Source organism: Sphaerotilus montanus (genome assembly GCF_013410775.1).
Lineage (GTDB): Bacteria > Pseudomonadota > Gammaproteobacteria > Burkholderiales > Burkholderiaceae_C > Sphaerotilus > Sphaerotilus montanus.
This window is the reverse complement of sequence record NZ_JACCFH010000001.1, coordinates 1,409,775-1,422,186: the sequence shown is the minus strand read 5'-3', so window position 1 is coordinate 1,422,186 and position 12,412 is coordinate 1,409,775. Positions and strand designations below refer to the sequence as shown.

Below are 12,412 nucleotides of genomic sequence, written 5' to 3'. Positions count from 1 at the left end.
CATGACCATGACCCCGACCATTGCACCTGCTCCCGGCCTGTCCGCGCTGCCGCGCATCACGGCGCTGCGCGTCATCCCCGTCGCCGGCCGCGACGGCATGCTGCTGAACCTGAGCGGCGCCCACGCCCCGTTCTTCACCCGCAACCTGCTCGTCCTCACCGATGCCTCGGGCCGCACCGGCGTCGGCGAGGTGCCGGGTGGCGAGAAGATCCGCCAGACCCTGGAAGACGCCGGCCCGCTGGTCGTCGGCCAGACGGTCGGCAACCACCTGCGGGTGCTGCAGCAGGTCCAGCAGGCCTTCGCCGACCGCGATGCGGGCGGGCGCGGCCTGCAGACCTTCGACCTGCGCACGACCATCCACGCTGTCACCGCGATCGAGTCGGCCCTGCTTGACCTGCTCGGCCAGCACCTCGGCCTGCCGGTGTGCGACCTGCTCGGCGAAGGCCGCCAGCGCGATGCGGTCGAGATGCTCGGCTACCTGTTCTTCGTCGGGGACCGCACGAAGACCGGTCTGCCCTACGCCAGCGAGCCGGACGCCGCGAACGACTGGTTCCGCCTGCGCCACGAGGAGGCGATGACGCCGGACGCCATCGTGCGGCTGGCCGAGGCGACCCGCGACAAGTACGGCTTCAACGACTTCAAGCTCAAGGGCGGCGTGCTCGCTGGAGACGCCGAGGTGGACGCCGTGACCGCCCTCCACGAGCGCTTCCCGCAGGCCCGCGTGACGCTCGACCCCAACGGCGGCTGGCTGCTGAAGGACGCGATCCGCCTCGGCCACCGGATGCGCGGCGTCGTCGCCTATGCCGAAGACCCGTGTGGCGCCGAGGGTGGTTTCTCCGGCCGCGAGGTGATGGCCGAGTTCCGCCGCGCCACCGGCCTGCCCACCGCCACCAACATGGTCGCCACCGACTGGCGCCAGTTGAGCCACGCGCTGGCGCTGCAGAGCGTGGACATCCCGCTCGCCGACCCGCACTTCTGGACCATGGCCGGCTCGGTGCGCGTGGCGCAGACCTGCCGCGACTGGGGCCTGACCTGGGGCTCGCATTCGAACAACCACTTCGACGTGTCGCTGGCGATGTTCACGCACGTTGGCGCTGCGGCACCCGGCAAGGTCACCGCCATCGACACCCACTGGATCTGGCAGGATGGCCAGCGCCTGACGCAGGAGCCGCTGCAGATTGTCGGTGGCCACGTGCAGGTGCCTGCGAAGCCGGGGCTGGGGGTCGAGCTGGACATGGTCGAGGTGGAGAAGGCCCACCAGCTCTACCTGCAGCACGGTCTCTGCGCCCGCGACGATGCGATGGCGATGCAGTTCATGATTCCGGGCTGGACCTTCGATCCGAAGCGGCCCTGCATGGTGCGCTGAGCACCGGCCCACCTTGTCAGACGACCTCTGCAAACCTTCCGAAAGCCTGCCATGACGACGATGCTTCCCTCTTTCGATGCCCGCACGGGCGCCGTGCTGGCCGAGTTGCCCGCGACCGCGCCGGCCGCTGTGGATGCCACCTGTGACGCGGCCGCCGCCGCGTTCCCGCTGTGGCAGGGGTCGACCGGTGCGCAACGCGGCGCGCTGCTGCGCGCACTCGCTGCGGCGCTCGAAGGCGACCGCGCCGACCTCGTCGCGCTGGCCGACCGCGAGACCGCGCTGGGCCCGGTGCGCCTGAACGGCGAACTCGACCGCACCGCTTTCCAGCTGCGCCGCTTCGCCGATCTGGCCGAGCGTGGCGCGCCGTTCGCCTTCACCGACGACCCGGCCGTGGCCGGCGCACCGCCTGCCGGCCACCCGGCGATGCAGCGCTGGTCGGTGCCGCTCGGCCCGGTGGCGATGTTCTCGGCGAGCAACTTCCCGTTCGCGTTCTCGGTGCTGGGGGGGGACACGGCCTCGGCGCTCGCCGCGGGCTGCCCGGTGGTCGTCAAGGCGCACACGGGCCACCTGCAGCTCTCGAACCGCGTGTTCGGGCTGATCCAGGGCGTGCTGGCGGCGCAGGGCCTGCCGGAAGGCCTGATCGGGCTGGTGCAGGGTGGCGGGCGTGACATTGGCGTGCGGCTCATCCGCCATCCGGCGATCGCAGCCGGGGCCTTCACCGGCTCGACCCAGGGCGGCGCGGCGCTGGCGGCCGAAGCGGCGGCGCGTCCGCGGCCGGTGCCGTTCTTTGGCGAACTCGGCTCGGTCAACCCGGTCGTGGCGCTGCCGGCCAGGCTCGCCACGGAGGGCGCTGCGCTGGCCGCGACGCTGGCGGGTTCGATCACGCTCGGCTGCGGCCAGTTCTGCACCAACCCTGGCGTCATCGTGCTGATCGACGAGGTGCAGCCGGGGCTCGACGTGAAGGCGGTCAACGACGGCTTCGTCGCGCAGCTGGCCGAGGCACTGCGCCCGCAGCAGCCGCATGCCATGCTGACCACCGCGATGCGTGGCGCCTTCGAGGCCGGTGTCGCGCACTGGGCGCAGGCGGGGGCCGAGATGCTGGTGCAGGAAACCGCTGCAGCGGGTCAGCCGCCGCGTCCGGTGCTGGCCCAGGTGCTGGCGCACGAGTTCATCGCCCGCGCGGCGCTGCGGGAAGAGGTGTTCGGTCCGAGCAGCCTGGTCGTGCGTGCGGCCAGCCTGGCGCAGGCGCTGCAGGTGCTGCAGGCCGTCGGCGGTACGCTGACCGTGACGCTCTGGGGGCTGGACGCCGACACCGACCAGACCCGCGCGCTGGTGCGCGGCGCCATGGCGATCGCCGGGCGGGTGCTGTTCGCCGGCGTGCCGACGGGCGTGGCCGTCACCGCCGCGCAGCAGCACGGCGGCCCGTGGCCCAGCAGCACCCGGCCGGAGAGCACCTCCGTCGGCGACGCGGCGATGGCGCGTTTCCTGCGGCCGGTGTGCCTGCAGGACGCGCCGGCCTGGCTGGCCGGGCGCGCTGGCCAGCCGGTCTGAACCCGGCCACGCGCGCGGAGGTCACGCGCCCCGGGCTTGCCTCAGCCAGTCCAGCAGCGCGTCTGCCGGCATCGGGCGCGCGATCGCGTACCCCTGGACCATGTCGCAGCCCAGGGCCCGGAGCTGCGGCAGCAGGTCCAGTGACTCCACGCCCTCGGCCACCGTGTCCATCTCCAGCGTGCGGGCGATGCGGACCACCGCGGCGGCCAGCGAGCGGTCCGCGGCCTCGGGGGTGGTCAGCGCCATGACGAAGGACCGGTCGATCTTGAGGCGGTCGATGGGCAGGCGCTGCAGGTAGGACAGGCTGGAATAGCCGGTGCCGAAGTCGTCGATCGCCAGCCGCACGCCCAGTGCGCGCAGCCGCTCCAGTGTCGGTCGCACCTTCTCTTCGCCGTCGATCAGGGCGGATTCCGTCAGTTCCAGCTCCAGCCGTCCGGGCGCCAGGCCGGAGGCCTCCAGCGCGTGCTGCACCTGCTGCACCAGCAGACCCGAGTGCAGTTGCACCGCCGAGACGTTCACCGCCACCGACTGCCCGTCCGGCCAGCGGGTCGCTTGCCGGCATGCCTGCTCCAGTACCCACGCCCCGATCGGCACGATCAGACCGCAGTCTTCGGCCACCGGGATGAAGACCTCGGGCGCAGTCAGGCCCAGATCGGGGTGCTGCCAGCGCAGCAGGGCTTCGCATCCGAGGGTGTGCCCGCGTCCCAAGGTCTGCTGCGGCTGGTAGACGAGCGAGAACTCGCCCCGTGCGAGCGCCTCGGGCAGCGCTTGCCGCAGCCGCGCCCGCTCCACGAAGCGCAGGTTCATCGGGGCGTCGAACAGCCGGACATGGCCTTCGCCGGCCCGTTTGGCTTCGTACAGCGCCATGTCGGCGTGGCGCATCAGCGACTCGGCGTCCTGTCCGTGGGTCGGGGCCAGGGCCACGCCGACCGAGCAGCCGGCGCGGATCTGCACGCCATCCAGGTCGAAGGTCCGGGCCATGGTGTCGCGCAGGTGCCGGGCCTGCTGCAGGGCGTGTTCCGCGGTCACGGTGCCCGGCAGGATGGCCATGAACTCGTCACCGGAGAGGCGACAGGCCGTGCCGTGCGTGCCCAGACCGGTGGTCAGGCGCTCGGCCACGCCGCACAGCAGCCGGTCCCCCTGGGCGTGGCCATAGGTGTCGTTGATCTGCTTGAAGTGGTCGAGGTCGATGAAGAGCACCGCGACCGGCCGCACCGTCGGGCGGGCACCCGCAGGCGCCTCCAGTGCGGCCCGCAGCGTGTCCATCGCCTGCACCCGGTTGGGCAGGCCGGTCAGCGCATCGTGGAAGGCGAGGCGTTCGATGCGGCGGCGCTGTTCTGTCTCGGCGCGGTGGCGCACCCCCTGGTACACCAGCAGGACACCAATGACCGGCAGCAGATCGAGCCGAAGATAGGACCACAAGGTGAGTTGCCACTCGGGCAGAGGCCCTCCGCGGGAGAGGAACACATAGACGGCGATCGAGAGGCAGCACAGTGTCAGCGCCCAGCGCATCTTGCGCAGCTCGGTCTCCTCCGGGCGGAAGGGGACACGCCAGGCGATGAAGGGCCACAGGACAATGCTCACCACGCCCGCCGAGCTGACGATGCGGCGGGACAGCAGGTGGTCCTCGACGAACAAGGTGCTCAGTCCCGCCAGCAAGGCCACGGCGCAGCTGCCGTACATCAGCCCGTTCAGCCGGCCGCTCCAGCCCATGCCGAGCAGCATGCGCGACGCCAGCAAGAACCCGGTGTACCCCAGCGCACCGAACACCGAAAACAGCGGGATCTGCCAGGCCACCAGCGTCGGCCACAGATAGAACAGCCATTGCCCGCGGAACGTGGTCTCGAAGCCGACAGCGACCAGCAGCCAGGCGCCCATCAGCTGAAGGCCGCGGTCCCGCGAGGCGAGCAGTCCGGCCACCAGCATCGCCGCGCCGGCGGTCAAGGCGATTTGCCAGAGGAGGGTGGTGGTCTGGTGGCGTTGGTAGGCGGCGGGGGACCAGGCCCGGACGAAGGCGGTGGGTACGGTCAGGTCCTGCAGCCGGACCAGCAGGCGCACGGTCTCGCCCGGCGCCAGCGTCACGGGAAAGACCGACTCCACATGGCCGTCCCACGCCGGCGACAACAGCGCCGTCCGGCCCGCCAGACGGTGGCTGAGGACCGTGTTCGTGCCGTCATCGCGCAGTACCAGCAGGGCGATCTGCTCGATGCGCCACGGTGTGACCACGACCCAGCGCGTCAGTGGCTGGTCACCGCTGTTGCGGACGCGTCCGGTGAGCCAGACCGCCGAGCGCATCCACGAGCCGTTGCGGTGTTCGACCGTGGCGGGTTGCCAGCCCGGGCGGCGCAGCACGTCCGTGCCCGCCGACACGGCGGAGAGGGGTTCGCGCAAGGCCTGCATCGCGTGGACCAGGTCGATGGGTCCGTCCGCCGCTGCCGCCGCCAGGTCCATGGCGGGTCCATCGAATGCCGGCACCGATGCCCCTGCCCGTGCCGCACCGATGGCCACCAGGACCAGCGAGAGCAGCAGCACTGGCACCAGGTGCCGCAGCCAGCGGAGAAGATCGGGCATCGTGGCGGGGAAAGAGCAGATGGGCGATTCTGCGTGATCCGGTGCCTGCCCGACCTTCCGTCCGAGGCGCTCGCCAAAAACGTCACACTCAGCGCACCGCCCCGGTCGTGTTGACGTACAGCGCATACACCGAATGACTCGCCGCCATGAACAGCCGATTCCCCTTCGCCCCGCCAAAGCACACATTCGCGCAGCGTTCGGGCAAATGGATGTGGCCGATCAGCTGGCCTGAGGGGTTGTAGACGCGCACGCCGTCCAGCGCGGCGGGGTCTGCGCCCGGCGCGCCATTGCTGCCGAAGCCGCACCAGAGATTTCCCGCCACGTCGCAGGCCATCCCGTCCAGCGCCCCCGGCCCGTCGGCATCGACGTGCAGCCGCTTGTTCGACAGCGTGCCGTCGGCGGCGTGGTCGTAGGCCCAGATCAGACGGTGCGGCGTGGCGCGGCTCTCGATCACGTAGAGCACGGACTCGTCCGGCGAGAACGCCAGCCCGTTCGGCCCGTCGAGGTCATCGATCGGGCACGTCAGCCCGCCGGTCAGCGCGTCGATCCGGTAGACGCCGTGCGGACACTCCTGCTCGGCTGGCTCGCCCTCCCAGTGCCCGCCGATGCCGAAGCTCGGGTCGGTGAACCAGACCGCGCCATCGCGGCGGCACAGCGTGATGTCGTTGGGCGAGTTCAGCCGGGCACCCTCGAAGCGGTCCGCCAGCACCGTGACGCGCCCGTCGTGTTCGGTGCGGGTCACGCGGCGGGTGAGGTGTTCACAACTGACGAGCCGCCCTTGCGCATCGCGGGCGTGGCCGTTGGCGTTGTTCGACGGCTGGCGGAACACGCTCATCTGGCCGGAGCAATCGTCCCAGCGCAGGATGCGGTCGTTCGGGATGTCCGACACCAGCAGGTAGCGTCCGTCGCCGAACCACACCGGCCCCTCGGCCCAGCGCAGCCCGGTGGCCAGCCGCTCGACACTGGCGTTGAACAGCCGCAGCTTCAGGAAGTCCGGGTGCAGGACTTCGACCGCGGGATCGGGATAACGCAGCGACAGCGGTTCCATGCTCATTCCCCCGCGAAGAACGGCCCGGTGCGCACGAACGCGCCGCCCTGGTAGACGACCGCCGGATCGTCGCGGTCCAGCGTCTGCTGGCGCGCCTCGACCTCGGCGCGGAACACGTCCGACGAGTCCTGCGGCCGGTAGCCGATGTGGCGCGCGGAGGTGTTGTCCCACCAGGTCGTGGCGTTGTCGCTCATGCCGTAAATGATGCTGTGACCGACCACCGGGGCGGTGAGCGCGGCGACGATCAGCCGCTCGGTGTCGTCGAAGCTCATCCAGGTGGCGAGCATGCGGCGGTCCTTGGGCGCGGCGAACGACGAGCCGATGCGCACGCTCACCGTCTCGATGCCGAAGCGGTCCCAGTAGAGCTGCGCGAGGTTCTCGCCGAAGCACTTCGACAGGCCGTAGAAGCCGTCCGGGCGCACCGGGTCACGCGGGCTGACGACCTCGTCCTGGCGGTAGAAGCCGGTGACGTGGTTGGAGCTGGCGAAGACGATGCGCTTGACGCCGTGGTGGCGGGCGGCTTCGTAGAGGTTGACCATGCCGGTGATGTTGCCGTCACGGATGGATTCCCAGGTCTGCTCGGTCGAGACGCCGCCCATGTGGACGACCGCCTCGACGCCGTCGAGCGCGGCGAACACGGCGGCCTTGTCCGCGAGGTCGGCCGGGGCGAGTTCTTCACCCGGGCCGGCGGCGCCGAGCGTGTCGCCCCGGGCACTCAGGCGCAGCGTGTCGCAATAGGCTTTCAGGCGGGGCCGGAGTTCGCGGCCGAGGTTGCCGGCCGCGCCGGTCAGCAGCAGGCGCTTGAAACGGATGGCGGAAGCGGGGCGGTCGAGCATCAGGAAGGGTCTCCGAGGGGATCCGAGGGGAAGCAGGGGATCACTTGAACAGCGACGGCAGCCACAGCGAGAAGGCCGGCACGTAGGTCACGAACAGCAGGCAGGCGCCCAGCGCACCATAGAACGGGCCGATCGTGCGCATCACCTGACCGACCGAGATCTCCCCGATCGCGCAGCCGACGAACTGCACCGAGCCGACCGGCGGCGTGTTCAGCCCGAGCGCGCAGTTGATGAGCATGATGATTCCGAACTGCACCGGGTCCATGCCGAACTGCATCGCGATGGGCAGGAAGATCGGCGTGCAGATCAGGATGGTCGCCGCCATGTCCAGGAAGGTGCCCAGGATGAACAGCAGCACGTTGATCATCAGGAAGATCACCCACGGCTCGCTCGACACGGACGTCATCAGCGCGCCGGTCTTCTGCGGCACCTCGTACAGGGCCATGAAGTAGCCGAAAGCGCTGGAGATGCCGATCAGCAGCAGCACGACGCCGGTGGTCTTGCACGCCTTGGCACAGGCCTTGAGGAAGTTCTTCCACGTCAGCGAGCGGTAGACCAGCGTCGTGATCAGCAGCGCCCAGGCCACCGCGATCGAGGCCGATTCGGTCGCCGTGAACGCGCCCGACAGGATGCCGCCCAGGATGATCACCACCACCAGCAAGCCCGGCAGCGACGCGAGGAACGCCGTCAGCACCGCCGGCCAGCCGCCGAAACCGCCCGGCCGCACCGGGTAGCCGCGCTTGACCGCCACCCAGTAGGCGGCGGCGAGGTTGCACAGCGTCAGGATGATCGCCGGCACCAGCCCGGCCAGCATCAGGCTGAGCACGCTGACCGAGGCCAGCCCCGAGGTGGCCAGCGTGTAGATGATCATGTTGTGCGAGGTCGGCATGATCGCGCCGACCAGCGCCGCGTGGGTGGTGACGTTGACGGCGTAGTCGGCGTCGTAGCCTTCCTTCTTCATCAGCGGGATCATCACCGAGCCGATCGCGGACACGTCGGCCAGCGGCGAGCCGGCGACACCGCCGAAGATGGTGCAGCCGAGCACGTTGCTCATGCCCAGCCCGCCGCGCACATGGCCGACCAGGCTGTTGGCGAAGCGCACGATGCGGTCGGCGATGCCGCCGTAGAGCATCAGCTCACCCGCGAAGACGAAGAAGGGGATGGCGAGAAAGCTGAAGACCTGCATGCCGCCGACCATCTTCTGGAAGACGATGGCCACGGGCAGGCCGGCTGCGACGATGGTGGCCACCGACGACAGCCCGATCGCGAACGCGACCGGCACGCCCAGCAGCAACAGCAGCGTGAAGCTCACGCAGAGGACAGTCAGTTCCATGAGGGCGTCACCTCGGTGCCGCGCAGCAGCGCGAGGATGTGTTCGATCGAGAACAGCACGATCAGCACGCCGGCGATGACCACCGGCACGTAGTCGATGCCGTCCGGCACGGGCAGCATCGGTTTCTTCTCGCCCCACTTGGCGCTCGCCCACATCCAGCCACCCTGGGCCATCAGGAAGCCGAACAGGCCGACCAGCGCGTGGATCAGCAACTCGACCCGGTGGCGCCAGCGGTCCGGCAGCAGCGCGACCATCGATTCGAGCCCGATGTGGCCCGCATCCCGCACGCCCACCGCGAGCCCGAAGGCGGTGACGAAGAGCACCAGCAGCATCGACAGCGCCTCGGCCCAGGTCGGCGTGTCGTTGAAGACGTAGCGGCCGATCACCTGGTACTGCACGCACAGGATCACCGCGATCAACCCGACCACGCCCAGCACGAGGCTGAGCTTGGACAGGGCGGCACAGAACTTGGTGTACATGGCCGCGCCTGCCTTACTTGGTGTCCTGGATCGTCTTGACCAGGCGCTTGAGGTCCGGCGTGGTCATGAACTTGTCGTAGACCGGGCCCATCACGGCCTGGAAGGACTTCTTGTCCACGTCGATGATTTCGGCGCCGCCGGCCTTGACGGCAGCCAGCGACTTGGTTTCCTGCTCGTCCCACTTCTTGCGCTGGAAGGCGACCGATTCCTTGGCCGCGGCGCGGAACAGGTCCTGGTCCGCCTTGGGCAGCTTGTCCCAGACCACCTTGGACATCAGCAGCATCTCGGGGGCCATCGAGTGTTCGGTCTTGGAGTAGTACTTGGCCGACTCGTAGTGCTTGACGCTGTCGTACGACGGGATGTTGTTCTCGGCGGCGTCGAGCAGGCCGGTCTTCAGGCCGGTGTAGACCTCGCCGAAGGGCATCGGCGTCGCGTTGCCGCCCATCGCGCCGACGAGCGCCACCCACAGGTCCGACTGCTGCACGCGCACCTTCATGCCCTTCACGTCGGCCACCGTCCTGATCGGCTTCTTGGCATAGAGCGAGCGGGCGCCCGAGTCGTAGAAGGCCAGTCCGACGAAGCCCTGGTCCTCGCAGGACTTCAGGATCTCCTCGCCGACCGGGCCGTCCAGCGACTTGCGCATGTGCTCGATCGAGCTGAACAGGAAGGGCATCGTCGGCACCTGCGTCTTGGCGCAGACCGCGTTCATCGGGCTGATGTTGACGCGGGTCATCTCCAGCGCGCCGATCTTGACCTGGTCGATGGTCTCCTTCTCGGTGCCGAGCGCGCCCTTGTTGAAGACCTTGATCTTGTACTTGCCGCCGCTCTTCTGCTCCAGGTACTGGCTCATGTGCTTGACGGCGGCGACGGTCGGGTAGTCGTCCGAGTTGTGGATGTCGGCCGAGCGGAACTCGGCGGCCTGGGCGCACGACAGCGCAGCGGCGCCCAGCAGGGCGGCGAGCAGGCGGGGGGTGGTGGTCTGGGGCATGGGATGTCTCCTCTGGAATGAAGGGCGTCGGCAGGGGGATTAAACGTTTAACCTTGGAGTCAGGTCAACGTTCCATTGCTAGGTATTAGCCCGATTCGGGTTATGTGGAACCCAGTGGAAGTAAACGTTTAACTCGGCCAGGCGCTACACTCTGACGGCCATGACAGACGACACTCCCGCCCGCCGCCGCAAGGCAGCCACCATCCGCGACGTTGCCCAGGCGGCGGGCGTGTCCACGGCGACGGTCTCCAAGTTCATCAACGGCGGCCAGCGCTTCACCCGCGAGGTCGAGGAGCGCGTCACGACCGCCGTGCGCGAGCTGGGCTACAGCTCCAACCCGATGGCGCGCGGCATGATCACCGGCCAGACCGGCAACGTCGGCATCGTCATCCTCGACATCTGCAATCCGCACTTCACCAGCCTCGTGAAGGGCTCGTCCCGCGTCGCGGAGCGGGCGGGTCTCAACCTGCTGTTCACCGACACGGCCGAGGGCCACACGCCCGAGCTGACCATGCTGCAGGCGCTCAGCCGCCGGGTGGACGGCATCATCGTCAGCGCGCGCCTGTCGGAGGCGGCGATCGAGTGGCTCAAGCATTCCGGCCTGCCGGTCATCTACTACGGTGGCCAGCAGCCTGATCCGGCCTGCTACAGCGTCGGCGTGGACAACCGGGCGGCGGCGCAGATGCTGGGGCGCCACCTGCGCGACCTGGGGCACCGCCGCATCAGCTACGTCGGGTTCAGCGGTGCGCGCTGGAGCAGCGAGCGCTGGAAGGGGCTGCAGGACGCCTTCGACGGCAGTGACGGCGTGCTGCGGCTGTTCGACGTCGAATCAGCGGTGGCGGACGAGGGCGAGCGGATCGCCTCCTCGGTGCTGCTCTGTGCCGAGCCGCCGGACGCGGTGGTGACCTACAACGATCTGGTGGCGCTGGGCCTGCTCGGCCAGGCGCAGCTGCTCGGGTTGCGGGTGCCGGACGATGTCTCGATTGCCGGCTTCGACAACATCATCTACGGGCGTTACGCGAGCCCGGCGCTGACCACTGTCGACACGGCCAGCGAACTGACGGGCGAGACGGCCATGCAGCGCCTCATCGAGCGCATCCGGGGCGATGCGGCGGTGTCAGGTGGCGGACACGAGACGCTGGCTTCGCGGGTCATCGCCCGTGGTTCGACCGCGCGGCGTGCGCCAGGGCGCTGAGGCCGGGACTTGACTTGGTACAGTGACGCGACCTCAGCCTGCTTCTCCCCCCATGTCCTCCATGTCAATTCCTGCCCGCCGCCGCCCGCGTACCCTGGCGCTCGAATTGGTCGAATCCCTGGGCGACCGCATCCGCAGCGGCCAGTTCGCCCCCGGCGACAAGCTGCCGACCGAGTCGGCGATCATGGTCGAGTTCGCTGTCAGCCGCACCGTCGTGCGCGAGGCGATCTCGCGGCTGCAGGCGGCTGGCCTGGTCGAGACGCGCCACGGCATCGGCACCTTCGTGCTGGGGCTGGGCGACACGCCGGGGTTCCGCATCGCGCCGGAGCAGATGGCCACGCTGCGCGACGTGATCGCGGTGCTGGAGTTGCGGATCGGCGTCGAGACCGAATCGGCCGCGCTGGCGGCACAGCGGCGCACCGACGAGGACCTCCAGGCCATGCGCACGGCGCTTGACACGGTCGTGCAGGCGGTGGAGGACGGGCGGGACGCGATCGGCGCCGATTTCCAGTTCCACCTGGAGATCGCCCGTGCGACCCGCAACCACCACTTTGCCGACCTGATGACGGCGCTGGGCAGCATGATCATTCCGCGGGCGCGGCTGGAGCCGTCCGCGGCGCTCGATCCGGAGCGGCTGCGCTACCTGCGCCGCGTCAATGCCGAGCACGAGAGCATCTTCGACGCCATCGCCAGCCAGGACCCGGACGGTGCGCGCGCCGCCATGCGCACGCATCTGGCGAACAGCCGCGAGCGGCGCCGCCGCGCGCAGGCCGAGGCCGGCTGAGCCGCGCGGGGATATTGGAGAATGGCGGGATGATTTCAGACGATGCCCTCCAGCAGTGGACCCCGACCGAGCGCCGTGAAGCCCAGGCGCTGGTGCGGGCGGTGCTTGACCGCGCACGGACCCTGGGGGTGGCGCTGTCCGATCCCCCGCCCGAGCCGACCAACTGCTGCGACAGCGACTGCATCGGCTGCGTCTGGGAGGCCTACTGCGGGGAAGTCGCCTACTGGCGGGACGAGTCGATCCTGCGCTGGACGGACTGAG

Annotated in this window: 11 protein-coding genes; 5 read left to right on the top strand and 6 right to left on the bottom strand. The window is 69.7% G+C overall.

What is annotated here, in order from left to right; translation table 11 throughout:
* The first annotated feature begins 7 nt into the window (after positions 1 to 7).
* Together gudD and BDD16_RS06300 are read left to right on the top strand one after the other, a co-directional pair.
* Positions 8 to 1,366: a glucarate dehydratase gene (gudD, locus tag BDD16_RS06305; RefSeq protein WP_375139066.1), complete on the top strand. Its 1,359-nt coding sequence runs from the start codon at positions 8 to 10 to the stop codon at positions 1,364 to 1,366.
* A gap of 51 nt (positions 1,367 to 1,417) precedes the next feature.
* Positions 1,418 to 2,917, top strand: a complete 1,500-nt coding sequence (locus tag BDD16_RS06300) for an aldehyde dehydrogenase family protein (protein WP_179633165.1) — start codon at positions 1,418 to 1,420, stop codon at positions 2,915 to 2,917.
* A gap of 21 nt (positions 2,918 to 2,938) precedes the next feature.
* Here the strand turns inward: BDD16_RS06300 and BDD16_RS06295 are convergent, their stop codons facing one another.
* From BDD16_RS06295 to BDD16_RS06270, 6 genes are all read right to left on the bottom strand, one after another.
* A complete protein-coding gene (locus BDD16_RS06295; RefSeq protein ID WP_179633164.1) occupies positions 2,939 to 5,488 on the bottom strand; it encodes an EAL domain-containing protein in 2,550 nt (849 codons plus the stop codon).
* A gap of 88 nt (positions 5,489 to 5,576) precedes the next feature.
* Positions 5,577 to 6,536, bottom strand: coding sequence for an SMP-30/gluconolactonase/LRE family protein (locus BDD16_RS06290; protein WP_310732800.1), 960 nt, complete (start codon positions 6,534 to 6,536; stop codon positions 5,577 to 5,579).
* A gap of 2 nt (positions 6,537 to 6,538) precedes the next feature.
* Complete coding sequence (locus BDD16_RS06285) at positions 6,539 to 7,372, bottom strand: NAD-dependent epimerase/dehydratase family protein (protein ID WP_179633162.1); 834 nt, start codon at positions 7,370 to 7,372, stop codon at positions 6,539 to 6,541.
* Between the two features lie 40 nt (positions 7,373 to 7,412).
* Positions 7,413 to 8,705: a TRAP transporter large permease gene (locus tag BDD16_RS06280; RefSeq protein ID WP_179633161.1), complete on the bottom strand. Its 1,293-nt coding sequence runs from the start codon at positions 8,703 to 8,705 to the stop codon at positions 7,413 to 7,415.
* The gene (locus BDD16_RS06275; RefSeq protein ID WP_179633160.1) at positions 8,696 to 9,184 is read right to left on the bottom strand and encodes a TRAP transporter small permease; all 489 of its coding nucleotides are present in this window, start codon (positions 9,182 to 9,184) and stop codon (positions 8,696 to 8,698) included. Before BDD16_RS06275 ends, BDD16_RS06280 begins: the two co-directional genes overlap by 10 nt.
* Positions 9,185 to 9,197: 13 nt before the next feature.
* On the bottom strand, positions 9,198 to 10,172 hold the full coding sequence (locus BDD16_RS06270) for a TRAP transporter substrate-binding protein (RefSeq protein WP_179633159.1): 975 nt from the start codon (positions 10,170 to 10,172) through the stop codon (positions 9,198 to 9,200).
* Positions 10,173 to 10,332: 160 nt separating this feature from the next.
* Between BDD16_RS06270 and BDD16_RS06265 the strand changes: the two genes are divergently transcribed.
* From BDD16_RS06265 to BDD16_RS06255, 3 genes are read left to right on the top strand one after another with little or no spacing between them, the layout of a single operon-like run.
* A complete protein-coding gene (locus BDD16_RS06265) occupies positions 10,333 to 11,367 on the top strand; it encodes a LacI family DNA-binding transcriptional regulator (RefSeq protein WP_179633158.1) in 1,035 nt (344 codons plus the stop codon).
* 52 nt (positions 11,368 to 11,419) lie between these two features.
* The gene (locus tag BDD16_RS06260) at positions 11,420 to 12,151 is read left to right on the top strand and encodes a FadR/GntR family transcriptional regulator (protein ID WP_179633157.1); all 732 of its coding nucleotides are present in this window, start codon (positions 11,420 to 11,422) and stop codon (positions 12,149 to 12,151) included.
* Positions 12,152 to 12,180: 29 nt separating this feature from the next.
* Positions 12,181 to 12,411: an oxidoreductase-like domain-containing protein gene (locus tag BDD16_RS06255; protein WP_179633156.1), complete on the top strand. Its 231-nt coding sequence runs from the start codon at positions 12,181 to 12,183 to the stop codon at positions 12,409 to 12,411.
* The last annotated feature ends 1 nt before the right edge of the window (position 12,412 follow it).

Bases quoted from the DNA above. Each gene is read 5' to 3' on its own strand.
- BDD16_RS06270 (WP_179633159.1), bottom strand. From the start codon at position 10,172: ATGCCCCAGACCACCACCCCCCGCCTGCTCGCCGCCCTGCTGGGCGCC.
- BDD16_RS06260 (WP_179633157.1), top strand. From the start codon at position 11,420: ATGTCCTCCATGTCAATTCCTGCCCGCCGCCGCCCGCGTACCCTGGCG.
- gudD (WP_375139066.1), top strand. From the start codon at position 8: ATGACCCCGACCATTGCACCTGCTCCCGGCCTGTCCGCGCTGCCGCGC.
- BDD16_RS06265 (WP_179633158.1), top strand. From the start codon at position 10,333: ATGACAGACGACACTCCCGCCCGCCGCCGCAAGGCAGCCACCATCCGC.
- BDD16_RS06300 (WP_179633165.1), top strand. From the start codon at position 1,418: ATGACGACGATGCTTCCCTCTTTCGATGCCCGCACGGGCGCCGTGCTG.
- BDD16_RS06295 (WP_179633164.1), bottom strand. From the start codon at position 5,488: ATGCCCGATCTTCTCCGCTGGCTGCGGCACCTGGTGCCAGTGCTGCTG.
- BDD16_RS06255 (WP_179633156.1), top strand. From the start codon at position 12,181: ATGATTTCAGACGATGCCCTCCAGCAGTGGACCCCGACCGAGCGCCGT.
- BDD16_RS06285 (WP_179633162.1), bottom strand. From the start codon at position 7,372: ATGCTCGACCGCCCCGCTTCCGCCATCCGTTTCAAGCGCCTGCTGCTG.
- BDD16_RS06290 (WP_310732800.1), bottom strand. From the start codon at position 6,536: ATGGAACCGCTGTCGCTGCGTTATCCCGATCCCGCGGTCGAAGTCCTG.
- BDD16_RS06275 (WP_179633160.1), bottom strand. From the start codon at position 9,184: ATGTACACCAAGTTCTGTGCCGCCCTGTCCAAGCTCAGCCTCGTGCTG.
- BDD16_RS06280 (WP_179633161.1), bottom strand. From the start codon at position 8,705: ATGGAACTGACTGTCCTCTGCGTGAGCTTCACGCTGCTGTTGCTGCTG.